The organism is Cupriavidus gilardii (assembly GCF_013347325.1).
GTDB classification, from domain to species: domain Bacteria; phylum Pseudomonadota; class Gammaproteobacteria; order Burkholderiales; family Burkholderiaceae; genus Cupriavidus; species Cupriavidus gilardii.
The window spans coordinates 818,646-844,153 of record NZ_CP054624.1; the positions used below are offsets into that span (position 1 = coordinate 818,646).

Sequence of the window (25,508 nt, forward strand, 5' to 3'; positions counted from 1 at the left end):
TGCGGGCGGTTGCCGCGGCCTTGTCACGGTCAGGCGGCATTGTAACTGCAGGCCCGCCGACACGGCCCTGACACGAAGATGACAATGCTGCAAGGCTGGCAGAGCCATGGCGCCGTCCCCGCGAAAGCGGGACCCGGCAGCCCCGCGGCGCCCGCTTCGAGCAACGTCGCCCGATCCTCGACTGCGCGGGAACGGCGGCGGTTTGCGCGACCGCAGGGCGCGCTCCGCGGCGCATAATGACGGCGCCCTTGCGGTACCGCCGCAAGGCCCGCGGCGTCGGCGCGACGGCCACGGCGCCGCCATCCATGGATCGACACGATCGGCACGATCGACGCAGGAGACGGACATGCAGATACAGCCTTATCTCTATTTCGGCGGGCGCTGCGAGGAGGCGCTGGCGTTCTACGGCAAGGCGCTCGGCGCCAGGGTCAACATGATGATGCGGTTCAGCGAAATGCCGGCCGAGGAAGGCGGCGACGGCGACGCCCAGCCGCCGCTGCCAGCAGGCTGGGACGACAAGATCATGCATGCGAGCGTGACGGTCGGACAGAGCGAGATCCTCGCGTCCGACGGCATGCCGGGCGCGCCGCCCGAGGCCTTCGCGGGCTTCAGCCTGTCGATCGTCGCGCCGTCGCTGGACCAGGCGCGCCAGTGGTTCGACGCGCTGTCCGAGGGCGGCCGCGTGATGATGCCGATGCAGAAGACCTTCTGGTCCGAGGGCTTCGGCATGCTGCAGGACCGCTTCGGGCTGAACTGGATGGTCAATGTGACGCACTGAGGGGCGAGAGGCGGCGAGAGGCAGCGACAGGGGCGAGAGGCGGCAAGAGGCGGCGGGAGGCCGGAACGCGCGGCATCGCGCTCGAACTTGAGAAATTGACCGTGCCGCGGACAGGGTGGCTTGACCCTGTAGCGGCTACAGGCTGTTCAATGGCACCGATGCCACAGCCCACGGAACCTTCGATGGCCAGACTCTCGCCGGAAGACCCATCCTCCACCAGTTCCCCCTCCAGCCCCGCCACCGGTCCCGCCTCCAGGCCGGCCTCGTGCTGCGACGCGAAAGCAGGCCCCTGCGGCGGGCCCGGGCAGCCCGACGGGCACGCCCACGATCACGCCCACGGTCACGAGCATCGCCACGGCCACGATCATGACCACGGCGATCACGGACACCAGCATCGCGGCGGCGGCGATCCTCGCCACGCCGCCCCTGCCGCCCCTGCCGCCTCTTCCTCGCTGACTTCCTCCTGCTGCGGCAGCGCCTGCGGCGCCGTCGCGATGTCATCGCCGGCAACCGAAGCCGAGGCGCCGGCCGGCACGCGGACCGCGCGCTTTCGCATCGAGGCGATGGACTGCCCGACCGAGGAGGCGCTGCTGCGCGGCAAGCTGGGCGGCATGGCGGGTGTGGCGGGACTGCAGTTCAATCTGATGCAGCGGATTCTCACCGTGCATCACACGCTCGATTCGGAGCAGCCGCTGATGGCGGCGATCGCCAGCGTCGGCATGCAGGCCGAAACGCTGGCGGCCGAAGGCGGCATGTCGCCGTCGAGCGCACAGGCCGCCCCGGCACCGGCCACGCCGTGGTGGCCGCTGGCGCTGGGCGGCGTCGCGGCGCTGGGCGCCGAGCTGGCCGAATGGTTCTCGGTGGCCACGCCATGGCTGCCGGCGGCGTTGGCGCTGGTGGCGATCGCCGTGGCCGGCCTGGGCACCTATCGCAAGGGCTGGATCGCGCTGCGCAACCGCAACCTGAATATCAACGCGCTGATGAGCATTGCCGTGACCGGCGCGCTGCTGATCGGCCATTGGCCCGAAGCGGCGATGGTGATGGTGCTGTTCGCGCTGGCCGAGCGGATCGAGGCTGCCTCGCTGGACCGCGCCCGCAACGCCATCCGGGGTCTGATGGCGATGGCGCCGGAGCAGGCCACCGTGCTGCAGCCCGACGGCGCCTGGCTGGCGGTGCCCGCGGGCAGCGTGCCGCCCGGCGCCGTCGCAAGGCTGCGGCCCGGCGAACGGGTCGCGCTCGATGGCCGGGTGCTGCGCGGCCAGTCGGCGCTGGACCAGGCGCCGATCACCGGCGAGAGCGTGCCGGTCGACAAGCAGGCCGGCGATCTGCTGTTCGCCGGCTCGATCAACCAGACCGGCGAGCTCGAATACGAAGTGACCGCGCCGGCCTCCGATTCGACGCTGGCGCGCATCATCCATGCGGTCGAGGCGGCGCAGGCCAGCCGCGCGCCGACGCAGCGCTTCGTCGACCGCTTCGCGCGCGTCTACACGCCGACGATCTTCGTCATCGCGCTGCTGGTCGCCGTGCTGCCGCCGTTGCTGACCGGTGGCGCCTGGCTCGACTGGATCTACAAGGCGCTGGTGCTGCTGGTGATCGCCTGCCCCTGTGCGCTGGTCATTTCGACGCCGGTCACCATCGTCAGCGCGCTGGCCGCGGCAGCGCGTCACGGCATCCTGATCAAGGGCGGCGTCTATCTGGAGCAGGGCAAATCGCTGCGCTGGCTGGCGCTGGACAAGACCGGCACCATCACGCACGGCCGGCCGCAGCAGATCGACTACGCGCTGCTGCCCGGCGCGCCGGCGCGCGCCCGCGCGATCGCGGCGAGCCTGGCGGCGCGTTCGGACCATCCGGTGTCGGGCGCGGTCGCCGCGGCGGCGCGGCGCGATGGCGTCGAGACGCTGGAGGTCCAGCACTTCGAGGCACTGCCCGGACGCGGCGTCGCGGGCAAGGTCGACGGCCATTCGTATTGGCTCGGCAACCATCGGCTGATCCACGAGATGGGGCTGTGCTCGGAGGCGCTGGAGGCGCGGCTGGAGGCGATCGAGCGCCAGGGCCGGACGGTGGTGCTGCTGGCGGGCGGCGAGAAGCGAGCGGGTGGTCCGGGCGTGCATGCGTTGTTCTCCGTCGCCGATACCGTCAAGCAGACGAGCCGCGACGCCGTCGCCGAGCTGCACGCGCTGGGGGTCGGCACGATGATGCTGTCCGGCGACAACCCGCATACGGCGCAGGCGATCGCGGCGGAGGTGGGCATCGACGAGGCGCGCGGCAACCAGCTGCCGCAGGACAAGGCCGAGGCCGTCGCGGCGCTGACGGCGCAGGTTTCGCAGGGCCCGAAGACGAAGGGACAAAAGCATGGCCGCGTCGGCATGGTCGGCGACGGCATCAACGATGCGCCGGCGCTGGCGCGCGCGGACATCGGCTTTGCGATGGGGGTGGCCGGCACCGACACCGCAATCGAGACCGCCGACGTCGCGCTGATGGACGACGACCTGCGCAAGATCCCGGCCTTTATCCGGCTGTCGCGCCGCACCGGCACGGTGCTGACGCAGAACATCGCACTGGCGCTCGGCATCAAGGCGGTATTCCTCGCGCTGACCGTGGCGGGGCTGGGCACGATGTGGATGGCGGTGTTCGCCGACATGGGCGCGAGCCTGCTGGTCGTGTTCAACGGGCTGCGGCTGGCAGGGCGGCTGCGCTGATGGTCCGCACCGGCCGATGCTGCCAGCCGAGAAGCCGCCGCCTCAGCGCGTCCGGCCAGAGAACCCGCGTCTCGGCGCGTCGGCCGCGAAAAACCCGCGCCTCAGCGCTGCACGATCAGTTCGCCGCTGCGCCCGGGCACCGTGCCCCAGGCCAGCGGCAAATGCGGCAGGCGGGCGCGGTCGAGCTGTTCGTATAGCGCCGCCAGCGGCGCAAGCCGATGCCCCTGCCGGCGCCATCCCTGCAGCAGGCGCTCGAACACCGGCGCCAGCTTGCCGCCCTCGAGCTCCGCGTGCAGCGTGAAGACATGGTCGCGGCCGTCCTCGGTGCGCGACAGCAGCGCCTCGTGGACGTTGCCCTCGTCGATGCCGTCGGCGCCGATCAGTTCGTCCAGCGTCGGCAGTGTGGTAGGCAGCTGTACGTGGCGGCACGGCGTGCCGTCGAGCACCGGCACATAGGGTTCCGCGCCGCGGCCATCCGAGGCATAGCGCAGGCCCCAATCGTCGAGCTGCCGGAACGCTTCCGCATTCATCTGCCAGCCGGCGGCGCCGTGCGTCGACGGTGGCGCGCCGAACACCGCCTCGAAACGTTGCCACGCACGCCGCATCTGCGCGCGCGTCCACGCGGCATCGCGCATGCGCACGTGGTCCTGCCAGTAGACGTGGTCCCAGGTATGGATGCCGCATTCATGGCCGGCATCGCGCGCCGCGCGCATCGCGTCGGCCGCGCGCAGGCCGATGTCCGGGCCCGGCAGCAGCACGCCATACATCAGCGTGCGCAGGCCGTAGTGCGAGACCACCGACGTGCGCGACACCTTGCGCAGAAAACCCGGGCGGAACACGCGCCGCAGCGCCCAGCCGGTATGGTCCGGGCCGAGGCTGAACAGGACGGTCGCGCGGGCATCGTGTCCGCGCAGCAGCGCGATCAGCTTCGGCACGCCCTCGCGCGTGCCGCGCAGCGTGTCGACGTCGACCTTCAGGGCGATCGTGGCCATCGAAGTCCTGCCTCGTTCGCCTAGTTGCCCGAATCGACCAGTGTGCGCGCCTCGATCACCTTCTCGCGATAGGCCTCGAAGATCCGCCGCAGCGATTCGGCCATCGTCACCGTGGGCTGCCAGCCGAGCTCGTGCATCGTGTTGTCGATCTTCGGCACGCGATGCTGCACGTCCTGGTAGCCGTTGCCGTAGAACTCGCCCGACGACGTCTCGAGGATGCGGCTGTGGCGCGCGCTTTCCGCGTACTCGGGATAGTCGGCCGCCATCCGCAGCATCATCTCGGCGAGCTCGCGCACCGAGTGGACGTTGCCCGGATTGCCGATGTTGAAGATCTTGCCGCTGGCGATGCCGCCGGGATTCTCGATGATCCGCATCAGCGCGCTGATGCCGTCGGAGATATCGGCGAACGCGCGTTGCTGCGCGCCGCCGTCGACCAGCCGGATCGGTTCGCCGCGCACGATATGGCCGAGAAACTGCGTGACCACGCGCGAGCTGCCTTCCTTCGATTCGAAGATCGAGTCCAGTCCCGGCCCGATCCAGTTGAACGGCCGGAACAGCGTGTAGTTCAGGCCCTGCTCGATGCCATAGGCGTGGATCACCCGGTCCATCAGCTGCTTGGAGCAGGCGTAGATCCAGCGCGGCTTGTTGATCGGTCCGTAGACCAGCGGCGACGACTCGGGATCGAACGCGTCGTCGCCGCACATGCCATAGACCTCCGAGGTCGACGGGAATACCAGGTGCTTGCGGTACTTGACCGCGGCGCGGACGATCGGCAGGTTGGCCTCGAAGTCCAGCTCGAACACCCGCAGCGGCTGCCGCACGTAGGTCGCCGGCGTGGCGATCGCGACCAGCGGCAGCACGACATCGCATTTGCGGATGTTGTACTCGATCCATTCCTTGTTGATCGTGATGTCGCCCTCGAAGAAGTGCATGCGCGGATGGTTGACCAGCTCGCCGAGGCGGGCCGTCGACATGTCCATGCCATAGACTTCCCACGACGTGGTTTCGAGGATGCGTCGCGTCAGATGGTGGCCGATGAAACCGTTGACGCCGAGGATCAGGACTTTCTTCATGGACTTCCGGACTTCAGGCTTGAGGAGAAGACTGCAGCAGCGCGGCAAGCGCGGCCGGGGACAGGGGCGCACTGGGGCCGGACAGCGCGTCGGACAGCGCATCGATCAGCACCAGGCCGCCGTCGCCGCACAGGCCGACGATGCGGCCGTCGACCACGTGCAGGCCGGGCTCGAGGGCGGCAAGCACCTGCAAGCGCGGCATCTCGGCCGGCAGCGGGCGACGCGCGCGTTCGACCACCAGCCGGTGACCTTTCAAATCGGTGAACGCACCGGGATAGGGCGGCGCGACCGCGCGGATCAGGTTGTAGACCGCCGCGGCCGGCTGCCGCCAGTCGATGCGGCCATCCTCCGGACGGCGCCCCGAGAAGTAGCAGCCTTCGGCCAGCACGTTGGGACGGCGCGGCGTATTGCCGGCCAGCATGGCCGGCAATACGCCCCACAGCGTCTGCTCGGCCGCCACGGTGACCTTGTCGAAGACCTGCTGCGCGGTGTCGTCGGGCAGGATCGGCACCGCGGTCTGCGCGACGATATCGCCGGCGTCGGGCTTCGACTCCATCGCGTGCAGCGTCGCGCCGGTTTCGGTCTCGCCATGCAGCACGGCCCAGTTGACCGGCACCCGGCCGCGGTATTTCGGCAGCAACGACCCATGCATGTTGAAGGCGCCGTGCGGTGCCAGCGCCAGCACGGCCGGCGGAATCAGCGCGCGGTAGTAGAACGAGAACAGCAGGTCGGGCCGCGCGGCCCTGACGGCCTCGGCCAGCGCCGGATCGTTCGGATCGTCGCCATACAGCACCGGCAGGCCCAGTTCCGCGGCAGTGTCGGCCACGCGGCGGAACCAGATCGTTTCATCGGGACGGTCGCGATGCGTGACCACCAGCGCCACCTCGACGCCGCGCGCGTGCAGCACGCGCAGGCAGCGGTCGCCGACGTTGTGGTAGGCGAAGACTACGGCGCGCATGGCGGCTTCCGGTCATGACGCGGATCGAGACGAGCGGGCTCGCCACCTTCGCCGAACTCGTCGAGCCCGCTCCAATCGTCCTGCGCCGCGCGGCGCCCGCCTTCGCCGCGCACCCCATCGCCCTGCGACGCATCCAGAATCGCCTTGATCCGATAGCGCGGCCGGTCGCGTACCTGCTGATAGATGCGGCCCACGTACTCGCCCAGCAGGCCGATGCCGAACAGCATGATGCCGACCAGGAAGAAGTTGAACGCGAACAGCGTGAACAGCCCCTGCACCTCGGAGCCCAGCAGGAAACGCCGCACCAGCAGCACCACGAACAGGCCGCCGGACAGCAGCGACAGGATCGTGCCGATCATCGAGAACCACTGCAGCGGCACGATCGAAAAGCCGGTGACGAGGTCGAAGTTCAGGCGCACCAGCTGGTACAGCGAATACTTCGATTCGCCCGCGTGCCGCTCTTCATGGCCGACCTCGATCTCCACCGGATTCGACGAGAACGTGTAGGCCAGCGCGGGGATGAAGGTATTGACCTCGCGGCAGGCGTTGATGGTATCGACCACGCTGCGGTCGTAGGCGCGCAGCATGCAGCCCTGGTCCGTCATCCGGATATGGGTGATCCGCTCGCGCAGCCGGTTCATCGCGAACGAGGCGACGCGGCGAAACGCGCTGTCATGGCGCTGGCGGCGGATCGTGCCGACATAGTCGTGGCCGGCGCGGATCGCTTCGACCAGCCGCGGGATCTCCTCGGGCGGATTCTGCAGGTCCGCGTCGAGCGTGATCACCATGCGGCCGCGCGCATGCTCGAAGCCGGCCAGGATCGCCATGTGCTGGCCGAAATTGCCGTTGAACATCACCACGCGCGTGACCTCGGGCCGCTGGCGGAATTGCCGCGCCAGGATCTGGGCCGAGCGGTCGGTGCTGCCGTCGTTGACGAAGACGACCTCGTAGCTGGTGCCCAGGCCGTCGAGCGCGGGATAGAGCCGGTCGAACAGCGCCTGCAGACCGGCCTCCTCGTTGTAGACGGGGATCACCACCGACACCTCGATCGGCCGGGCGCGCGGCGGCGAGGACTGGCCGGGCAACGACGCGGTCTCGTCGTCGCGAATGCGGGAGGGCTGGCCCGGCAGCGGATGCGGCATCGCGCAGGACACCAGCTCGGAAGTTACGGAAGCAGACGTTTGCATGTGTCGTTCAGCGTGGCGCAGACGCGCTCGACATCGGCCTCTTGCATGGCCGGGAAGAGCGGCAGCGTGAGAATGCCCCGCCCGATGCGCTCGGCGTGCGGCAGCATGCCGTCGCGCCAGCCCAGCGAGCGGTAGTACGTAAACAGATGCAGCGCGGGGTAGTGCACACCGGTACCGATGCCGGCCTCGCGCAGGGCCTGCATCACCGCGGCCCGTCCGCCCCGCAGGCGCTCGGCGGGCAGTACCACTTGAAACATATGCCAGTTCGGCAGGGCTGTCGCGGGTTCGCCGGCGACCGGCAGCTCGATGCCGAGCTCGGCAAGGCCATGGCGCGCGGCGGCGTCCATGTAGGCGCGGGCCAGCGCCGTGCGGCGCGCGGTGATCGCGTCGAGCCGCGGCAGCTGGGCCAGCCCGATCGCGGCGTTGACGTCCGTCAGGTTGAACTTGCCGCCCGGCACCTCGACGTCCATGCCGTCGACGCCGCAGCGGATCACGCCCTGCAGGCGCAGCCGCTCGGCGCGCAGCGCCTCGTCCTCGTCGTTCATCACCAGGCAGCCGCCTTCGACCGTGGTGATGTTCTTGTTGGCCTGGAAGCTGAAGCTGACCAGGTCGCCGAAGCTGCCGATGCGCCGGCCGCGCCAGCGCGAATCGATCGCCTGCGCGGCGTCCTCGATCACGCGCAGGCCGTTCTTTCGGGCGATGGCGTAGAGACGATCCATGTCGACGGGCAAGCCGGCCAGATAGACCGGCAGGATCGCGCGGGTGCGCGGCGTGATCGCGGCCTCGACCGCGTCGAGATCAAGATTGCGCGTGCGCGGATCGATGTCGACGAAGACCGGCCGCGCGCCGACCGCAACGATCACGTTGGCGGTGGCGACCCAGGTGATCGCGGTGGTGATCACCTCGTCGCCGGGGCCGATGCCGGCGATCCGCAGCGCGATCTCCATCGTCGCCGAGCCATTGGCGAAGGTGCGCACCGGCCGTCCGTCGAACAGCGCCGACAGCGCCGCTTCGAACGCCTGCATCTTCGGGCCGGAGGTGATCCAGCCCGAGGCCAGCACCTCGCCGACCGCGGCGATCGCGTCGGCGTCGATGTCGGGCCTGACGAAGGGGAGGAAAGGTACGGCGGATGGCGTGGAAGCGGGCATCGGGCGAATCGGCAAGGGCGTCGGCGTCAATGGAGATGAGGAACGGCAGGTCAGGAACGCGCGATCAGGAACACGCCGGCCAGGATCAGCAGGATGCCGGCCATCCGCAATGGTCCGATCATCTCACCGAACAGCCACCATGCGGCCACCGCGTTGACCACATAGCCGAGCGACAGCATCGGGTAGGCCATCGATACATCGACGCGTGACAGACCGACGATCCACACCGCGACACTGGCGACATAGAGGGTCAGTCCGGCCAGCACCGGCCATTGGGCCAGCACGCGCAGCGCGGTATCGAACAGCGTGGCGCGGTCCAGCGCGATCGCGCCGACCGCATTGACGCCGGCCTTGAGCAGCAGTTGCGCGCAGGCGTTCAGCAGCACGCCGGTCAGGATGAATGCGAAGGTCGTGATCGTCATCGGTTGGAAGGAGAGGCGGGCGTGGCGGCCGCCGGCGGCGGGGCGAAATTGGTGACCACGACGCGGCGCACGTCTTCGGCGACCCGATACATGGGCAACGCCTGAGCCTGCAATCTGGTGTACATCTCCGGCGACATGATGGCGACCGCGGGCCGGCCGCTGCGCCAGGCCTGGGCGAAGCCCTCCAGCGTCGGAATCCACTTGTCCGGTTCCTGCTGCAGGCCGAACTGCAGTTCGTCGGGATGCCAGACCAGCGTCAGCGGATGGCGCAGGTAGAACGGCAGCGTGTGGTCGAGCATGCCGACGCCATAGAACGGCATGTCGTCCTTCAGTACCTGCCGAATCGCGGGCACCAGATCGATGCCGGAGGTGCGCCGGCCCATCACCTCATGGCCGAGCAGTGCGACCGTGAAGCTGGTGTACATCGCCAGGCCATAGCAGACGATGCTGGCCAGCCTGCCGTTGCGGCGTGCCAGCCAATGGGCGAGCAGCACGCCGGCGAACATGACGGCGAAGGCGGCGCCGATCCACAGTGCGAAGACCCGGTAATAGGCGTTCGGCGTGTTGTCGGAATCGAGCGTGGCGACCACCGGCGTGGCGGCCAGCCCGAGCACCGAGACCCCAAGCATCAGCAGCACCAGGCGCCGCCAGCCGGTGTCGCCGATGCGGTCCAGCGCGACCCCGGCCAGCATGCCCAGCGCCGGGAAGATCGGCACGATATAGCCGGGCAGCTTGGAGTTCGACAGGCTGAAGAACACGAAGATGGCGCCGGCCCAGACCAGCATCAGCAGCGCGGGACGCAGCGGGACGGCGCTTGCCGCCTGCGCGGCCTCGGCCCGCTCGCGGCGCACCGCGCGCCAGATGCCCGGCGCCAGCGCGAGCCATGGCAGGAAGCCGGCCAGCAGCAGGGGCACGAAGTACCACAGCGGACCCTGCCGATGGTGGACGCTGGTGGTATAGCGCTGCCAGTGCTCGTGGATGAAGAAGAAGCGCAGGAATTCCGGATTGCGCTCGGCGATCAGCCAGAACCACGGCACGGTGATCGCCAGCAGCAGCGCGAAGCCCGAGAACAGATGCAGCCGCCGCCACAGCGCTAAGTCGCGCGCGATCGCGGTGTAGACGACCAGCACCAGCCCGGGCAAGGCGAGTCCGATCAGGCCCTTGGTCAGGATGGCGACGCCCATCGCGGCCCAGCAGCCCAGCATCCAGCCGCGCCGTGCGGCCGGCGTGGTGTCGGGATGCTGGGCCAGCAGCATGCAGGCCAGCACGCAGGCGAGGGCGCCGGCCAACGTCATGTCCAGCGAATTGAAGTGGGCGGCGACGCTCCACATCGGCGCGGCCGCCAGCGCCAGCCCGGTCAGCCAGCCGGCGCGGGTGCCGAACCAGCGGCCGGCCGCCCACATCGACGCGAGCAGGCCGACGAAGCCCGACAGCGCCACGCACAGCCGCGCCTGCCATTCGCCGAGCCCGAAGGCGGTATAGGTCAGCGCCGTGACCCACAGGTGAAAGGGCGGCTTCTCGAAATACTTGACGCCGTTGTAGCGAATCGTGACCCAGTCGCCGCTGGCGAACATCTCGCGCGCGATCTCGGCATAGCGGCCTTCGTCGGAGCGCAACAGATGGCGGGCGTCCAGCGTCCCGAACCAGAGCAGGACGACATAGAGGACGACCAGGGCGATCACCGCCGCGGACAAGCCGCTGGCGTGCGTGGTCGGGGAACGGCGCATGAAACTCCTGAAACGGTGCGGCGCGGCCTCGGCCGCTTGCTGACAACCCGCGACGGAGCGCTGCGCTCCGTGTGGTGCATACGTCGCCTATGTCAACGGCGAAGTTCGCATTTTGTGCGAAAGCTATGACGCCTGATACCGAAAAATGTCCTACACGGGTCCGGCAGGCGCGCGGCGGGCGGCCCGGGACATATGTCCTGTGCTTTCTATGTCACTTATTGACGTGCCAGAGGCGTGTCAAAACGCGGACGCAAAAAAACCCGCGCGCAGCGGGTTCTGGATTCGCATCGGATCGGGCCGCCCCCGGGCTGGCCCGTGATCCGGTGTCAGTTGGCCGGCTTGGCGGGCTTGGCCTTCTTCGCCTTGTTGTGGCCGTTCTTCTTGCCTTCGTCCTGGCCCGGCGCGAGGTCGGCGCGGGTGCTCTGGTTGGCGCCCTGGCTGTAGGGATCGAACTTGTCGCCGGCTTTCGCCCCCTGGCTGTACGGGTCGAATTTCTCGCCCGCCTTGGCGCCTTGCGAGTACGGGTCGAACTGCTTCTTGCCGCCGGTGTTCTGGGCGTGCACCGCCAGCGAGGCGGTGCCGATGCACAGCGCGATGGCCGTCGCGACGAACTTGCTCATGGTGTCTCCTCGAAAGTTGCCGTCCATCGGATGGGCGGCTGACGATGGGCGGGCGTCGACACGCCGCCCGCGCCAGTGTCTCCAACCTGTCTCGCGGCTGTCAAGCGCGTCACATCGGCTGTCGGCAGCGCCGGCGCTCATGGAAAGCGAGCATTGCCGGCGGTCGCCGCTTCGGCATGAGGCTATTCGGTCACCGCGTCGGACGGATGCTTCCACGCCTCGCGAACCTCGGCCGACGGGGTCAGCGCCAGATTGATCTGGCGTGCCCCGATCGGCTTCTGGAACCAGCGCTGCTGCAGCGTCTCGATCTGCGGACTGCCATAGATGCCGGCCAGCGTCTGGTCGACCAGGCGCTTCCATGCCGGGTCAGCCTTCGACAGCATCAGCGCGTTCTGCTCGACCGACAGCGCGGGGCCGACGATCACATATTGCGATGGATCCTTGGCGCGGGCACGCAGGCCGGCCAGCAGCACGTCGTCCATCACGAAGGCCTGGGCGCGGCCGGACTCGAGCAGCAGGAACGATTCGCCATGATCCTTGGCGTAGATGTCGCGGTAGCCGTACTGGCCCTTGAGCCGGCGCACATGGCGGTCGCCGGTCGAACCCGCGCTGGTCACCACGGTCTTGCCGCGCAGATCGTCGAGCGAATCGATGCCGGAATCGGCGCGCACCAGCATCCGCACCGTCGACACATAGTGCGAGACGCTGAACGCGACCTGCTTCTGGCGCTCCAGCGTATTGGTGTTCGGTGCGCAGTCGAGGTCGACCAGGCCATTGACGATGCCCGGGATGCGGTTCTGCGGGGTCAGCGGCATCCAGCGGACCTTCAGGTCCTTCAGGCCCAGCGCCTGGCGCGCGCCCTCGGCCGCGCGCAGGCACAGATCGACCGCGTAGCCGGCCGGCTGGCCCTTGTCGTCGGCGAACGAGAACGGCAGCGCCGACTCGCGGTAGCCGAGCACGATGGTGCCGCTGGAGCGGATCTTGTCGAGGACCGGGCCGTTCAGCGTCTCGGTGCCGGCGGCATGGGCCGCGGCGGTGCCGAGCAGGGCCGCGGCGAGCAGGACAGGGCGGAACGAACGAAAGGAGCGACGGAAAGCACGCAGGGAAGACAACATGGGGACGCGATAGAAAACAGCAAAGACCCAAGGGTATCGATAGGTTTGTCCCGGGGGAACGACAACTTCGTCATAAGTAAATACCCTAGGTCGGTGTGGCGACCCGGACGCAACGGCATGGCGTGACATGCCGATGCCTGCACGTGGCCCCGGGTACAATCGCGGGCCACGCGGTCCGGTGCCGCGCCGCGCACGGGCGCGTCGGGGCCGGGCGGCGATTTCCCTGCCCGGTTTCCGTCTTGTCCTCCATCTCTTCGCAACCCGCGCGCCTGGCCGGCATCGATGCGCTCAAGGCCGTCGGCTCGCAACTGATCGTGCTGCACCACCTGGCCTTCTACGGGCCGATGTCCGATGCGGCCCATTCCCTCGCGCCGGTCCTGATCGATTGGCTCGCCGACTACGCACGCATCGCGGTCCAGCTGTTCCTGGTGATCGGCGGCTTCCTGGCGGCACGCAGCCTGGCGCCGGACGGCCTGCTGCGCACGCCGCGGCCGCCGGCGGCGCTGCTGCGGCGCTATCGCAAGCTGGCGGTGCCGTTCGCCGCCGCGATCGGTCTGGCCATCGTCGCGGCAGCGCTCGCGCGGCAAGGCATGGACCATCCGTCGATTCCGGCGCCGCCGCAGTGGGGGCAGCTGCTGGCGCATCTGCTGCTGCTGCACGACGTGCTCGATATCGACGCGCTGTCGGCGGGCGTCTGGTATGTCGCGATCGACTTCCAGCTGTTCGCGCTGCTGTTGCTGACGCTATGGCTGGCGCGGCGTTCGCCCGCCGGCTGGCAGGTCGGCGTGGGCACGGCACTGGTGGTGACGCTGGCGCTGGCTTCGCTGTTCTGGTTCAACCGGGACGCGGACTGGGACATGTGGGCGATCTATTTCTTCGGCGCCTACAGCCTGGGCGTGCTCGGCTACTGGGCGTCGAATCCGGGACGATCGGGGTGGTGGCTGGCAGCGCTTGCCGCGGCAGGCATCGCTGCGCTGACGGTCGACATGCGTTCGCGCATCGCGCTCGCGCTGGCCGTCGCGCTGCTGCTGACGCTGGCACGGCGCGGCGGCTGGCTGGCGGCATGGCCGCGCGGCCGTGTCTTCGCCACGTTCGGGACCATCTCGTACTCGGTGTTCCTGGTGCACTTTCCGATCTGCCTGCTGGTCAATAGCCTGTTGTCCCGGCTCGCGCCCGGCATGCCCTGGCTGAACGCCCTCGGCATGGTGCTGGCGTGGCTGGCGAGCAACGCGGCCGGTGCGCTTTTTTACCGATATGTCGAATCGCGCGACCCGTTCGCATCGCTCGGCAAGTTGTTGTTGCGCAACCGCGAGGGGCTCGCCCGCTAGCCAGCGTTGTCCGTTGGCAACATCCAGCGGCGCCGCACGATACGTGGGCGCCGCATGAACCGTTGTTGTGCCGTCTTTGGTGAGGGGGCGTACCGAAAAGGGGAAAACGCCCATACGCGCTTGGCATGGCGATTGCCTACCATCAAGGTAAACCTGACCGTTTGGTCAGGATTCACGCCTCGAGGCTGCCATGTCCGATCACATCGTCCTGACCTCGCACGCACGCCGCGACAAGCCGGCCGAGCCGATCCACTGGGGCGCGCCGACCGCGGCCGAGCGCGGGCCCGTGATCGCGACGCTGACCAATCCGGCGCACCGCAACGTGATCGGGACGCATGCCGGTGCCTACGCGGTCTATCGCGCGCTGGCAGTGGCTTCGGGCAAGCTGCAGCGCGACCATCGCCCCGACCTGACCGACACGGCGCCGGCCGAGCCGATCGGTCCGCATCCGCAATGGGGTGATCCGGACAAGATCGTGTCGCTGGACCCGTGGGGCCATCTGGTGTCGACGGTCTTCGCCGACCGCATCGCCGCCGGCGTCGATATCCGGCCCACCATCGCCATCACGCGTGCCCATATCAACATGCCGGAACTGGTGGCGGCGATCGCCGCCGGGCGGCTGATCCCCGATGGGCGGATCCTGTTCGCCAACGGCGATGTGCGGGTCACCAAGGCGGCCGTCGATCCGGTCTGGTATCTGCCCGGCATGGCGCGCCGCTTCGGCATCAAGGAAAGCGCGCTGCGCCGCGGCCTGTTCGAGCAGACCAGCGGCATGTTCCCCGAGCTGGTGACGCGGCCCGATCTGAAGGTCTTCCTGCCGCCGATCGGCGGCATGACGCTGTATTTCTTCGGCGACGTCAGCCTGCTGGGCAAGCCGCAGACGCCGGTCGCCTGCCGCGTGCACGACGAATGCAACGGCTCGGACGTATTCGGGTCTGACATCTGTACGTGCCGTCCGTATCTGGCGCACGGTATCGAGGTGTGCATCGAGATGGCCCAGCAGGGCGGCGTCGGCCTGGTGGTCTACAACCGCAAGGAAGGCCGCGCGCTGGGCGAGGTCACCAAATTCCTGGTCTACAACGCGCGCAAGCGGCAGGTCGGCGGCGACCGCGCCGAAACCTATTTCGCGCGGACCGAATGCGTGGCCGGCGTGCAGGACATGCGCTTCCAGGAACTGATGCCCGATGTCTTCCATTGGCTGGGCATCCGTCGCATCGACCGCTGGGCCTCGATGAGCAATATGAAACACGGTGCGCTGGTCGCGCAGGGAATCGAAGTGGTCGAGCAGGTGCCGATCCCCGATGCGCTGATTCCGGCCGACGCGAGGGTGGAGATCGACGCCAAGGTGGCGGCGGGCTACTTCACCCGTTACACGCCTCCGGACGCCGCCGACCTGACGGTGGCCAAGGGCAGGGGACTGGACGAATGACAGAACGAGACGATGCAGCATCGATGGGCGCGGCCGGGCAAGCCCGTGCTTCGCGCGAAGGTTGGCAAAGCTGGGTCGAACCCGATCATCCGGCTTCGGCGTTGTTGACCGCGCAGGCGGTGCGGGCGCGCTGCGCCGCGGTGACGGCCGCGGTGGCGGCCGGCGATTCGCAGTGGTTCAGCTGGCATCCCGAGCGGGTCGCTGCGATCGCCGACTATGTGGCGACCACCATCCGCTCGCGCTACCGCGATCTGCAGGTGCCTTACCACAGCCGCTGGCGCCATTTCGAAAGCGGCGGTCCGGGCGAGCTGCGCGACCGCTGGGGCATCCTGTGCGAACGCGCGGCGCTGACCGGCGACGATCATCGCGAAGAGCGCGCGCGCATCGGCATCGACCTGGTGATTCCGAGCGTGCTGCTCGACGCGGGCGCGGGCCCGGACTGGCGCTACCGCGATCCGGCCAGCGACCTGAGCCTGAGCCGCTCCGAGGGGCTTGGCGTGGCCAGCTTCGACCTGTTCGCGCGCGGCGGCTTTTCGGCGACGCCGGACGAGCCGCTGCGCTCGGATGCCGAGCGGCTGGCGCAGATCGATCCGTCGACGCTGGCCACCGCCTTCCAGGTCGCCCAGCACAACCCGCTGGTCGGCCTCGAAGGCCGCGCCGGCCTGGTGCGCCGGCTCGGCAAGGTTGCGCAGGCGACGCCGGCCGTGTTCGGCGAACCGGCCAGGCTCGGCAATCTGTTCGACTATCTGAAGGCGCATGCCAGCGAAGGGCGCATCGACGCGGCGTTCGTGCTGCGCACGCTGCTGGTCGCGCTCGGGCCCGTCTGGCCGGGACGGCTGCAGCTGGAGGGCGTCTCGCTCGGCGACTGCTGGCGCCATCCGGCCAGCCCGGACGGCCTGGTGCCGTTCCACAAGCTGACGCAGTGGCTGACCTACTCGCTGCTCGAGCCGCTCGAGGACGGCGGCCTGACGGTGACCGGGCTCGATGCGCTGACCGGCCTGCCCGAATACCGCAACGGCGGCCTGCTGTACGACTTCGAGCTGATGGTGCCGCGCGATGCGAGCTTTGCAGAGGCGGTGCACCGGGTCGACGAGCCGGCCATCGTCGAATGGCGCGCGCTGACGGTGACCGGCCTGGACCTGGTCGCCGAGGCAACGCGGCAGGCGCTGGGCCTGTCGGCCGACGCCTTCCCGTTGGCGCGCGTGCTGGAGGGCGGTACCTGGGCGGCGGGACGGCGCATCGCCGCCAAGCGCCGGCCGGGCGGCCCGCCGCCGTTCGCGATCGACAGCGACGGCACGGTGTTCTGAGTTCCAGTCCGTGCGGGGCGCGGCCGCCAGATGCCGCGCGCCTGCACGCCGTCGTTTCGCCCTGGCCGCATGCCGCCACGGCCGCATCGAGGAGTGCCAACATGACCGCCCTGTCTGCCGATCTGTCCGTCGATCCGTCCGTGGCGCTGTCCACCGGACTCCCCGCCGGCATGCCGCCCATCGCGCCGGCCGCCGCGCCGGTGATGGTGGTCGACCACCCGCTGGTCCAGCACAAGGTCACGCTGGTGCGCAGCGAGGACACCACCACCGACAACTTCCGCCGCCTGGTGCGCGAGATCGCGCAGCTGCTGACCTATGAGGCGACGCGGGATCTCGCGATGGAGACCGTGGCGATCAAGACGCCGATCGCGCCGATGCAGTCGCCGATGCTGTCCGGCAAGAAGCTGTGCCTGGTGTCGATCCTGCGCGCGGGCAACGGCTTCCTCGATGGCATGCTCGACCTGCTGCCGGCCGCGCGGGTCGGCCACATCGGCCTGTACCGCGACCCCGAAACGCTGGAGCCGATCGAGTACTACTTCAAGATGCCCGACGATATCCAGGAGCGGCTGGTGATCGTGGTCGACCCGATGCTGGCGACCGGCAATTCCGCGATCGCCGCGCTGAACCGGCTCAAGGAGGCCGGCGTCACCGCGCTCAAGTACGTGTGCCTGATCGCCTCGCGCCCGGGATTGCGGGCCTTGCAGGCGGCGCATCCCGACGTGGCCATCGTCACCGCCGCGATCGACGAACAGTTGAACGAGCACGGCTATATCGTGCCCGGACTCGGCGATGCGGGCGACCGGCTGTACGGCACGCGCTGACGCCGCGATGCCCATCCCGGCCCCGCCTGTGAAGGCGCTGCCGTTGCCACCGCCACGCCGGACCGCGCCATGGACGCACTAGCTCCCGCCGCCCGCCTGCAGGCGCTGGCCGGCCGCGACGGCAACGCCGGCCGCATCCGCCAGCGCAACGAGGCGCGCATCTTGCGCGCGGCCGAAGGCGTGTTCGCGCGGGCCGGATTCGCCGGCGCGACCATGGCGGAAATCGCCGCGCGCGCCGGCGTGCCCAAGTCCAATCTGCACTACTACTTCCGCACCAAGCAGGCGCTCTACCGCGCGGTGCTGGCCAACACGCTGCGGCTGTGGCTGTCGCAGGCGGACATCATCAGCGCCGAGCGCTCGCCCGAGGCCGCGCTCGAGCAATATATCCGTGCCAAGATGCGGCTCTCGGCACGCTATCCCGACGCTTCGCGCGTGTTTGCCAACGAGCTGCTGCATGGCGCGCCGGAAATCGGCGACGTGTTGCGCGACGCGCTGCGCAGCCTGGTGGGCCGCAAGTCCGTGGTGATACACGGCTGGATCGCCGCGGGCCGGATGGCGCAGATCGATCCGAGCCATCTGTTCTTCACGATCTGGGCCGCGACGCAGACCTATGCCGACTTCGAGGCTCAGATCTGCGCCGTGCTCGGCGTGCAGCGGCTGGAGCGGCGCGATTACGAACGGGCGACCGAGCATCTGGTCGCCCTGGTGCTGCGCGGCTGCGGGCTGACGCCGCCCGCGCCGGCCGCACCGTCGCGTCGGAGCAGTCGGGAGCGCGCGGCCGCTGCCGGTGCGTCGGCCGCTGCGCCGTCCGTCTCGCCTGTCTCGCCTGTCTCGCCGTCTGTGGCCCCGTCTGCGTCCCCGCCTGTGCCCCAGTCTGTCAGGCCGACGGCGGCCCGCGAACGAGGCGCGCGGCGGCGCGGCGCCTTCCAGGGCGATGCCGATCCCTTGCCTTGAGCGCGCATGCCAACTCCCGAATGCTCCTGGAGCCCCCAACATGCTCGATCTGATCGTTCGCGACTGCAATCTGCCCGACGGCCGCACTGGCATCGACATCGGCATCGCCGACGGCCGCATCGTCGCCGTCGAGCCGGCGCTGCCGGCGCCGGCGGCCGAGCAGATCGACGCGGCGGGCCAGCTGGTGTCGCCGCCATTCGTCGACGCGCATTTCCATCTGGACTCGACGCTGTCGCACGGACTGCCGCGCGTGAACCAGTCGGGCACCTTGCTCGAGGGCATCGCGCTGTGGGGCGAGTTCAAGCCGCAGCTGACGCAGCAGGCGCTGGTCGAGCGCGCGCTGGCGTATTGCGATTGGGCGGTGGCGCGCGGCCTGCTGGCGATCCGCTCGCATGTCGACGTCTGCGATCCGCGGCTGCTGGCGGTCGAGGCGCTGCTGCACGTGCGCGAGCAAGTGCGGCCTTACCTCGAGCTGCAGCTGGTGGCCTTTCCGCAGGACGGCGTGCTGCGCAGCCCCGGTGCGCTGGACAACCTGAAGCGCGCGCTCGACATGGGCGTGCAGGTGGTCGGCGGTATTCCGCATTTCGAGCGCACCATGGCGGACGGCGCGGCGTCGGTGCGGCTGCTGTGCGAGCTGGCGGCCGAGCGCGGCCTGCCCGTCGACATGCACTGCGACGAGACCGACGATCCGATGTCGCGCCACGTCGAGACGCTGGCCGCGGAAACGGTGCGGCTCGGCCTGCAGGGCAGGGTGGCCGGCTCGCACCTGACCTCGATGCACTCGATGGACAACTACTACGTGTCCAAGCTGCTGCCGCTGATGCGCGAGGCGGGCATGGCGGCGATCGCCAACCCGCTGATCAACATCACGCTGCAGGGCCGGCACGACAGCTATCCGAAGCGGCGCGGCATGACGCGCGTGCCCGAACTGATGGCCGCCGGCGTACCGGTGGCATTCGGCCATGATTGCGTGATGGACCCCTGGTATGGGCTCGGCTCGGCCGACATGCTCGAGGTCGCGCACATGGGCCTGCATGTCGCGCAGATGACCGGGCAGCAGGCGATGCGCGCCTGCTTCGATGCGGTCACGCAGACCCCGGCGAGAATCCTGGGTTTGCCGGACTACGGCATCGCGCCCGGTTGCCGCGCCGACCTGGTGCTGCTGCAGGCCGCCGATCCGGTCGAGGCGCTGCGGCTGCGCGCCACCCGGCTGCTGGTGATGCGCGCGGGCAAGGTCGTCGCCACCACGCCGCCGGCCACGGCCTCGCTGCGTCTGCCCGGCAGGCCGGAGCGGGTCGATTTCCGCGTCGCCGGTGCGGCAGCGCAGCGCTTGGCAGCGAAGTAAATATTTTTTGCGAAAGGGTGTTGACGACCTTCGGTTCGATCTGCATAATTGCGGTCTTCGCATCGCAGCAAACGTGACGCAAGACACGGAAGCGGCGAATCGAAGCCCAGGTGGCGGAATTGGTAGACGCACTAGGTTCAGGTCCTAGCGGTGGCAACACTGTGGAGGTTCGAGTCCTCTCCTGGGCACCAAAATCCTGAAGAGAAGGCCGTTGCAAATCGCAACGGCCTTCTTTTTTTCGTCCGCGATTTTCCTTCGCGACCTCTTCCCTCCGTCGCTCTATCCTTCGCGCGCTGTCGCGCGGTCCACGCGTTCTCTCGGCCGTTCTCCGCGGCCATTCCGCGTCGCCACTCCTCGCCGCCATTCCTCGCTCCTCATCCCGCCGGTTCCGTATCGCGGCGCGCCGTTTCAGCAGGTGCGCATGGCCGCAGCCGCAGCGCGCGCGCCGGCATGCATCGGGTTGACGACCCTAACGGTTGCGTTGCCTTTGACCTATGCTCAGAACAAATCGGGCGCGACGACATCAGCCCGAAGGTGGTCGCCATGGACATGGTCTTGTTGTCGAGAGAGAGGAAGACCGGCGTTGCCGCTGGCCGGGCTTGCGTGGGCCCCAACCATCGAAGAAGCTGCCGCTGTCGCCGATGGCGCTACGGCTCCTGCGTCGCCGTGCTGCTGAGCGCGATCGCTCAGGCCGAAAGCGGGCCCACCGGCAGCGAGGCCGTGCCCGGCTGGCAGCCGCTGGGCGAGGAAGACGCCGCCGCGTTGCTGGCAGCGCTGGATCCGGCTCCGATGCTGCGACCCGCTCCAACCTTGTCGTCGCCTGACTCCTTCGAGTCCGCCTCCTCCGCCGCGGACCCATTCGTTCCCCAGCCATCCGCTGCCGAGCCGCCAGCGCCATCGTCGCCGCCGGTATTGCTGGCCTCGTTGCCGTCCACTCCTGCCTCCGCATCGCCTTCTTCCGCCGCGTCACGATCCGCGCTGGCGCAGATGGCGGCGGAGTCGGACAGCGCGATTCGCGCCGCCCTGGCCGCCGATCCCCGCGATGGCGGGCGTCGGCCCAGCTGGCTGCTGCACGCCGACGATGCCGCCTCCGGCAGCGGTTTCGTCGATACGCGCGTACGCACGCTGTCGCTGGCGCTCGACGCGGTGCTGCCGCGCAGCGGGGTCACGATCCAGCCGCGCGTGCAGCTTGCCTACCAGCCGCGCGACGATGGCCTGCCCAACCCCGCGCTGGCCGCGATGCCGGCCGACGACCGCGCGACCGGACTGGCGGTGCGGCTCTACGGCGCGCAGCCGACACGGCTGGCTGGCGTCTATCCCTTTGTCGAGGCCGACCTGTGGCAGGACAGCAGCCGCAAGACCATCAACATCAACGGCACTCGCATCGACACCGATCTGCTGCGCGGCCTGTTCTCGTTCAATATCGGCGCGCACGGCAGCACGCGCGGCGGCGTCAAGATCTGGGTCAAGGTCAAGACCGGGCGCAATGCGGGCGGCATCATCGGGGCCCGCTACCGCTGGTGAGGGAGGGGCGCAGCATCGGCGCGCAAAAAACGCTTGCGTTCCCACGCCACTGCGATACAATTGCGCCCTCGCGTGCGGCTGTAGCTCAGTTGGATAGAGTACTTGGCTACGAACCAAGGGGTCGTGGGTTCGAATCCTGCCAGCCGCGCCACCTATACGAAGGGCTTCCAGTGATGGAAGCCCTTTTTCTTTGCGCGCCGGTTTGCGTGCTTCTACGCGCCCGGTCCACGTGCCTGCGGCGCAGGCATCGACGCGCCGCGCTGTCGATCCGGTGCGGTGGCAACGCCATCGCGCGGCGCGTGACACCCGTTACAGCGCGGCTCGACACGGTGCTGCCGGCAATCCCTACACTGCCGCCATCCCGATTCCCGCGATGCCGCTCGGCCGGCATTCCCCGCCATGAAGCCATCGAAGCTGTCGTTCTCCGGACCGTTGTCGCCGCGGGCCTGGCTGCGCTTCTGCGTCTGCGTCTGCGTCTGCAGCGCCAGCGTAAGCGCCAACACGTACGCTGCCGATGACGGCGAAGCGGCCAGGATCGCCGCGATCGTCGACGCCGCCGTCAAGCCCGTGATCGCGCAACATCGTCTTCGAGGCATGGCGGTCGGCGTGACCGTCGGCGGCAAGCGCTACTTCTACAACTACGGGCAGACCGCAATGCGGGGCGGCCGGCCGGTGACCAAGGAAACGCTGTTCGAGATCGGCTCGGTCAGCAAGACCTTTGCGGCCACGCTGGCCGCCTACGCCGAAGCGAGCGGCAAGCTGTCGTTGCAGGATCCGGTCAGCCGCCATATGCCCGCGCTGCGCGGTGGCACCTTCGACAAGGTCACGCTGCTCCAGCTTGGCACGCATACCTCCGGCCTGCCGCTTGCGGTGCCGGAGCGAATCCGGAGCGAGCGCGACATGGTCGAATACCTGTCGGCATGGCGGCCGCCATATCCGGTGGGCACACACCGCGTCTACTCGAACAACGGCATCGGCCTGCTCGGTGCGATTGCGGCCAACTGCCTTGGCGGCGCGTACAGCGAGCTGGTACGCACGATCGTGTTCGAGCCGCTCGGCATGAAGCACAGCTATTTCAAGGTGCCCATCGAACGGCAGGCCGACCACGCGCAGGGATATACCGCCGGCGATACGCCGATCCGGATGAAGGAGGGCTATCTATGGGAGCCGGCCTATGGCATCCGCTCATCGTCGGGCGATCTGGTCGCCTTTGTCGAAGCCAACATGCCCGGCGCCCGTATCGACGATACGCTGCGGCAGGCCATCGCGCGCACCCAGGTGCCGCGCTTTCGGGCGGGACCGATCACGCAGGATCTGGTCTGGGAGCAGTATCGCTACCCGGCGCCCCTGCAGCAGCTCCTGGCCGGCAATGCGGCGATCCTTCGCGCCGAGGCCGCGACTGCGGTCGACGCCGCGCCATCGGGGCAGCCGGCGTATCTGCACAAGACGGGCTCGACCAACGGCTACTCGGCCTATGTCGCCTTTGTGCCGGACAAGCGGATCGGCATCGTGCTGTTGGCCAACAAGGCGTATCCGGTCGATCAGCGGGTGACGATCGGCTACGAGGTGCTGTCCCGCCTGGCCGGGCCCGTCAAGCCGTAGCGTGCCGGCTTCACGCTGGCACCGTCATCGGGGCACCAACGGAAACCGCACCCGCGCCACCACACCCGATGGCACATCGCGGCGGTTGGCGATGCTGGCATCGCCGCCGTATCGTTCGGCGATCGCCTTGACGATCGCCAGTCCGAGACCGCTGCCCTCGGTGCCCTGGACGTCGGCACGGAAAAAGCGGTCGAACACGCGGGGCAGCGCCTCGGGCGCGACGCCGTTGCCGGTGTCGCGCACTTCGATGCAAGCGAGCCACTCGTCGCGATAGGCGCGCAGGTCGATGGTGCCGCCGTCGGGCGTGTACTTGATGGCGTTGTCGACCAGATTGCTCAGCGCCGTGCGCACGTCCGCCAGGTTGGCGCGCACCTCCAGGTCGTCCAGCTGCTCGACGCCCAGGTCGATGCCGTGCGCCGCCGCACGCGGCAGATGCATCTCGATGACATCGGGCACCACATCGCGAATCGCCACCGGCTGCGACGAGGCCCGCTCGGGCGGAGCGTCGGCCCGCGCCAGCCGCAGCAGCTGCGAGACCATGCGCGTGCTGCGCGCGATCACATGCTGCAGCGCGTGGTATTCGCGCAGGCTGTCCGGCTCCGCCAACGTGCGCCCGAGGTTGTCGGCCTGGATCTGCAGCGAAGTCAGCGGGCTGCGCAGTTCGTGGGCCGCATCGGCGATGAACTTCTTCTCGACCCGCAGCGATTGCGACAGCCGCGTGATCATCAGATTGATCGACTGCACCAGCGGCAGCAATTCGCGCGGCACCTTGTCGGTCGGCAGCGGCTCCAGATGGCCGATGTCGAGCCGCGCCGCGCGCTCGCCCAAGGCCCCGACGCGCCGCAGCGCGCGCTTGACCGTCACGAAGATCGCCAGCCATGCCAGCGGAATCATTGCCAGCGCGGGCGTGGCGCTGGCGATCGCGGCGTCTTCGGCAATGCGCTTGCGGGAGGCCTCGCGCTGCGCGACGTTGATGGTCCACTTCGGCCCGTGTTCGGAATATACGCGCCACCGTTCCTCGTCGACCGTCTGTGTCGAGAAGCCCGGCGGCGCCTCGCGGCCGATCGTGATCCGGTCGCTGTCCGGATGCAGCGTCGGTTCCGGCGCGCCAAGCCAGATCTGGATCACGATGCCGTCGGATGCGTCGCGATAGAGGTAGAGCGGCGTTGTCGCCCGCGTCATGTCGTCGCTGACGCGAGCCGCCACCTCCTGCAGGCGGCGGTCCAGCAATTCATGGATCTCGGAGGTGGCCAGCACATAGGTCCACGCCGTATGCAGCAAGGCGAAGATCGCGATCACGGTGCTGAGCGTCACGCTGAGCATCAGGCTCAACGAGCGGTTGCGCGATGGCGCGGCATGCGTCGCGGTCTGCGGCGCAAGGTGCGATGCCTGGTGCGGTTCGGAGCGGGCGGGCATGGGGATCTGGCCTGGTGCGCGCCGGACGGCCGCGACGTTCAGTTCGGAAGATCGTTGGGTGGGACGCTCGAGGGATCGTCGGGAAGGTTGCCTGGTGTGCTGCCATCCTGCTTGCCCGATTCGGGCATCGTGGCCGGCGTATCGCGCCTGGGCTTGTCGCCGCCCAGCAGAACGGTCCAGCCGAGGCCGCGCACATTGCGGATGGCCGACGCACCGAATTTCTTGCGCACCGAGTAGATCAGCACGTCGACGGCATTGCTTTCGACTTCCTGTCCCCAGCCATAGATCTTCTGTTCGAGTTGATTGCGCGACAGGATCGTGCCCGGCCGTTCGAGCAGCGCCAGCATCAACGCGAATTCGCGCGCGGACAGCGTTTCGGTATGGCCATCGACCGTCAGGCTGCGCGTATCGAGGTTGAGCCGGATGGTGTCGTCGCCCAGGCTCGAGGTCGCATAGCCGGCCTTGCGCCGGAGCACCGCGCGCATGCGCGCCAGCAGCTCCGGAACCTCGAAGGGCTTCAGCACGAAATCGTCGGCGCCGGCGTCGAGCCCCTGCACCCGTGTGTCGAGGTCATCATGGGCGGTCAGGATCAGCAGCGGCGTCTGATTGCCTTGTACCCGCAGCCGCCGCAGCAGATCGAGGCCGCCGATGCGCGGCAGGCCCAGGTCCAGCAGGATGATCGTGTAGGACCCGTGCTCGACCGCCTGCTGGCCGGCGACGCCGTCGCGCACCCAGTCGACGCTGCACTGCAGGTTTTCCTTCAGCGCGCGCATCAGGCTGGTGCCGATCTGCAGATCGTCCTCAATCAGAAGGATGCGCATGATTTCCGCTCGATATGCCGCCGAAAGATAAGCGGGAGAGACTTCGGCACGGTGCCGCTCCGTGAACGCGCGGACGGCCTGGCGCGCGCTGCGGCCTCACTTATACCGCCGCCGAATTCGGCAGGGAAGTGGCGCTTGTCCCCATCGGTGCGTCCTCGATGCTGTCGGCCGTGGAGTGACCGGATCTCGACGTGGCGGTCGCTGTCCTGAATCGGAAATCACGTGCGATTTTCTGATGTGCC

20 protein-coding genes, 2 tRNA genes and 1 pseudogene are annotated in these 25,508 nt (G+C 68.9%); 12 read left to right on the forward strand and 11 right to left on the reverse strand.

Going from position 1 to position 25,508, the window contains the following annotated elements; all coding sequences use genetic code 11:
• Positions 1 to 346 precede the first annotated feature (346 nt).
• Positions 347 to 778, forward strand: coding sequence for a VOC family protein (locus tag FOB47_RS03825; RefSeq protein WP_053824146.1), 432 nt, complete (start codon positions 347 to 349; stop codon positions 776 to 778).
• 158 nt (positions 779 to 936) lie between these two features.
• Positions 937 to 3,477 (forward strand): heavy metal translocating P-type ATPase, encoded by a 2,541-nt coding sequence (locus tag FOB47_RS03830; RefSeq protein WP_390884799.1) that lies wholly within the window; start codon positions 937 to 939, stop codon positions 3,475 to 3,477.
• Positions 3,478 to 3,578: 101 nt separating this feature from the next.
• Here the strand turns inward: FOB47_RS03830 and FOB47_RS03835 are convergent, their stop codons facing one another.
• The 9 genes from FOB47_RS03835 to FOB47_RS03875 all read right to left on the reverse strand — a co-directional run bounded on the left by FOB47_RS03835 (position 3,579) and on the right by FOB47_RS03875 (position 12,719).
• Positions 3,579 to 4,469, reverse strand: a complete 891-nt coding sequence (locus tag FOB47_RS03835) for a polysaccharide deacetylase family protein (protein WP_174779999.1) — start codon at positions 4,467 to 4,469, stop codon at positions 3,579 to 3,581.
• 20 nt (positions 4,470 to 4,489) lie between these two features.
• Positions 4,490 to 5,542, reverse strand: a complete 1,053-nt coding sequence (locus FOB47_RS03840) for a bifunctional UDP-4-keto-pentose/UDP-xylose synthase (RefSeq protein WP_174780000.1) — start codon at positions 5,540 to 5,542, stop codon at positions 4,490 to 4,492.
• Between the two features lie 13 nt (positions 5,543 to 5,555).
• The gene (locus tag FOB47_RS03845) at positions 5,556 to 6,500 is read right to left on the reverse strand and encodes a formyltransferase (RefSeq protein WP_174780001.1); all 945 of its coding nucleotides are present in this window, start codon (positions 6,498 to 6,500) and stop codon (positions 5,556 to 5,558) included.
• A complete protein-coding gene (locus tag FOB47_RS03850) occupies positions 6,488 to 7,687 on the reverse strand; it encodes a glycosyltransferase (protein ID WP_244959283.1) in 1,200 nt (399 codons plus the stop codon). Before FOB47_RS03850 ends, FOB47_RS03845 begins: the two co-directional genes overlap by 13 nt.
• Positions 7,666 to 8,835 (reverse strand): DegT/DnrJ/EryC1/StrS family aminotransferase, encoded by a 1,170-nt coding sequence (locus tag FOB47_RS03855; protein ID WP_174780002.1) that lies wholly within the window; start codon positions 8,833 to 8,835, stop codon positions 7,666 to 7,668. The genes FOB47_RS03850 and FOB47_RS03855 overlap by 22 nt, the downstream gene beginning before the upstream one ends.
• Positions 8,836 to 8,885: 50 nt before the next feature.
• Positions 8,886 to 9,257: a DMT family transporter gene (locus FOB47_RS03860; protein ID WP_006578534.1), complete on the reverse strand. Its 372-nt coding sequence runs from the start codon at positions 9,255 to 9,257 to the stop codon at positions 8,886 to 8,888.
• Positions 9,254 to 10,984 (reverse strand): glycosyltransferase family 39 protein, encoded by a 1,731-nt coding sequence (locus FOB47_RS03865; protein WP_174780003.1) that lies wholly within the window; start codon positions 10,982 to 10,984, stop codon positions 9,254 to 9,256. Before FOB47_RS03865 ends, FOB47_RS03860 begins: the two co-directional genes overlap by 4 nt.
• A gap of 326 nt (positions 10,985 to 11,310) precedes the next feature.
• Positions 11,311 to 11,604, reverse strand: coding sequence for a hypothetical protein (locus FOB47_RS03870; protein ID WP_053824145.1), 294 nt, complete (start codon positions 11,602 to 11,604; stop codon positions 11,311 to 11,313).
• A gap of 182 nt (positions 11,605 to 11,786) precedes the next feature.
• On the reverse strand, positions 11,787 to 12,719 hold the full coding sequence (locus FOB47_RS03875; protein WP_174780004.1) for an amino acid ABC transporter substrate-binding protein: 933 nt from the start codon (positions 12,717 to 12,719) through the stop codon (positions 11,787 to 11,789).
• 248 nt (positions 12,720 to 12,967) lie between these two features.
• Here FOB47_RS03875 and FOB47_RS03880 point away from each other — a divergent pair, with 248 nt between their 5' ends.
• From FOB47_RS03880 to ampC, 10 genes and pseudogenes are all read left to right on the forward strand, one after another.
• Positions 12,968 to 14,047, forward strand: coding sequence for an acyltransferase family protein (locus FOB47_RS03880; RefSeq protein ID WP_174780868.1), 1,080 nt, complete (start codon positions 12,968 to 12,970; stop codon positions 14,045 to 14,047).
• Positions 14,048 to 14,237: 190 nt separating this feature from the next.
• Positions 14,238 to 15,476: a GTP cyclohydrolase II gene (locus tag FOB47_RS03885; protein WP_174780005.1), complete on the forward strand. Its 1,239-nt coding sequence runs from the start codon at positions 14,238 to 14,240 to the stop codon at positions 15,474 to 15,476.
• Between the two features lie 23 nt (positions 15,477 to 15,499).
• Entirely contained in the window at positions 15,500 to 16,783 is a 1,284-nt protein-coding gene (locus tag FOB47_RS03890) for a URC4/urg3 family protein (RefSeq protein ID WP_174780869.1), read from the forward strand.
• A gap of 170 nt (positions 16,784 to 16,953) precedes the next feature.
• Entirely contained in the window at positions 16,954 to 17,604 is a 651-nt protein-coding gene (gene upp / locus FOB47_RS03895; RefSeq protein ID WP_053824665.1) for a uracil phosphoribosyltransferase, read from the forward strand.
• Between the two features lie 69 nt (positions 17,605 to 17,673).
• Positions 17,674 to 18,342, forward strand: a pseudogene (locus FOB47_RS03900) (TetR family transcriptional regulator C-terminal domain-containing protein); the annotation flags it as partial.
• A 256-nt stretch (positions 18,343 to 18,598) separates the two neighbouring features.
• On the forward strand, positions 18,599 to 19,903 hold the full coding sequence (locus tag FOB47_RS03905; RefSeq protein ID WP_174780007.1) for an amidohydrolase family protein: 1,305 nt from the start codon (positions 18,599 to 18,601) through the stop codon (positions 19,901 to 19,903).
• A gap of 104 nt (positions 19,904 to 20,007) precedes the next feature.
• Positions 20,008 to 20,094: transfer RNA gene (locus FOB47_RS03910), tRNA-Leu, on the forward strand.
• A 475-nt stretch (positions 20,095 to 20,569) separates the two neighbouring features.
• Positions 20,570 to 21,427: a hypothetical protein gene (locus tag FOB47_RS03915; protein ID WP_174780008.1), complete on the forward strand. Its 858-nt coding sequence runs from the start codon at positions 20,570 to 20,572 to the stop codon at positions 21,425 to 21,427.
• 74 nt (positions 21,428 to 21,501) lie between these two features.
• A tRNA-Arg gene (locus FOB47_RS03920) sits at positions 21,502 to 21,578 on the forward strand.
• 248 nt (positions 21,579 to 21,826) lie between these two features.
• On the forward strand, positions 21,827 to 23,029 hold the full coding sequence (gene ampC / locus FOB47_RS03925; RefSeq protein ID WP_174780009.1) for a class C beta-lactamase: 1,203 nt from the start codon (positions 21,827 to 21,829) through the stop codon (positions 23,027 to 23,029).
• A gap of 24 nt (positions 23,030 to 23,053) precedes the next feature.
• Here ampC and FOB47_RS03930 read toward each other — a convergent pair whose 3' ends face one another.
• Both FOB47_RS03930 and FOB47_RS03935 read right to left on the reverse strand, forming a co-directional pair.
• Positions 23,054 to 24,445 carry a sensor histidine kinase gene (locus tag FOB47_RS03930; protein WP_174780010.1) on the reverse strand — a complete coding sequence of 464 codons (1,392 nt, stop codon included), beginning with the start codon at positions 24,443 to 24,445 and terminating at the stop codon, positions 23,054 to 23,056.
• A gap of 38 nt (positions 24,446 to 24,483) precedes the next feature.
• Positions 24,484 to 25,266 (reverse strand): response regulator transcription factor, encoded by a 783-nt coding sequence (locus FOB47_RS03935; RefSeq protein WP_174780011.1) that lies wholly within the window; start codon positions 25,264 to 25,266, stop codon positions 24,484 to 24,486.
• Positions 25,267 to 25,508: the final 242 nt, after the last annotated feature.

Excerpts from the sequence above, each read along its gene's own strand:
- FOB47_RS03890 (WP_174780869.1), top strand. The coding sequence starts at position 15,500 with ATGGGCGCGGCCGGGCAAGCCCGTGCTTCGCGCGAAGGTTGGCAAAGC.
- FOB47_RS03850 (WP_244959283.1), bottom strand. The coding sequence starts at position 7,687 with ATGCAAACGTCTGCTTCCGTAACTTCCGAGCTGGTGTCCTGCGCGATG.
- FOB47_RS03905 (WP_174780007.1), top strand. The coding sequence starts at position 18,599 with ATGCTCGATCTGATCGTTCGCGACTGCAATCTGCCCGACGGCCGCACT.
- FOB47_RS03875 (WP_174780004.1), bottom strand. The coding sequence starts at position 12,719 with ATGTTGTCTTCCCTGCGTGCTTTCCGTCGCTCCTTTCGTTCGTTCCGC.
- FOB47_RS03825 (WP_053824146.1), top strand. The coding sequence starts at position 347 with ATGCAGATACAGCCTTATCTCTATTTCGGCGGGCGCTGCGAGGAGGCG.
- FOB47_RS03830 (WP_390884799.1), top strand. The coding sequence starts at position 937 with ATGCCACAGCCCACGGAACCTTCGATGGCCAGACTCTCGCCGGAAGAC.
- FOB47_RS03855 (WP_174780002.1), bottom strand. The coding sequence starts at position 8,835 with ATGCCCGCTTCCACGCCATCCGCCGTACCTTTCCTCCCCTTCGTCAGG.
- FOB47_RS03935 (WP_174780011.1), bottom strand. The coding sequence starts at position 25,266 with ATGCGCATCCTTCTGATTGAGGACGATCTGCAGATCGGCACCAGCCTG.
- FOB47_RS03930 (WP_174780010.1), bottom strand. The coding sequence starts at position 24,445 with ATGCCCGCCCGCTCCGAACCGCACCAGGCATCGCACCTTGCGCCGCAG.
- FOB47_RS03840 (WP_174780000.1), bottom strand. The coding sequence starts at position 5,542 with ATGAAGAAAGTCCTGATCCTCGGCGTCAACGGTTTCATCGGCCACCAT.
- upp (WP_053824665.1), top strand. The coding sequence starts at position 16,954 with ATGCCGCCCATCGCGCCGGCCGCCGCGCCGGTGATGGTGGTCGACCAC.
- FOB47_RS03835 (WP_174779999.1), bottom strand. The coding sequence starts at position 4,469 with ATGGCCACGATCGCCCTGAAGGTCGACGTCGACACGCTGCGCGGCACG.
- FOB47_RS03870 (WP_053824145.1), bottom strand. The coding sequence starts at position 11,604 with ATGAGCAAGTTCGTCGCGACGGCCATCGCGCTGTGCATCGGCACCGCC.
- ampC (WP_174780009.1), top strand. The coding sequence starts at position 21,827 with ATGAAGCCATCGAAGCTGTCGTTCTCCGGACCGTTGTCGCCGCGGGCC.
- FOB47_RS03845 (WP_174780001.1), bottom strand. The coding sequence starts at position 6,500 with ATGCGCGCCGTAGTCTTCGCCTACCACAACGTCGGCGACCGCTGCCTG.
- FOB47_RS03885 (WP_174780005.1), top strand. The coding sequence starts at position 14,238 with ATGTCCGATCACATCGTCCTGACCTCGCACGCACGCCGCGACAAGCCG.
- FOB47_RS03860 (WP_006578534.1), bottom strand. The coding sequence starts at position 9,257 with ATGACGATCACGACCTTCGCATTCATCCTGACCGGCGTGCTGCTGAAC.
- FOB47_RS03865 (WP_174780003.1), bottom strand. The coding sequence starts at position 10,984 with ATGCGCCGTTCCCCGACCACGCACGCCAGCGGCTTGTCCGCGGCGGTG.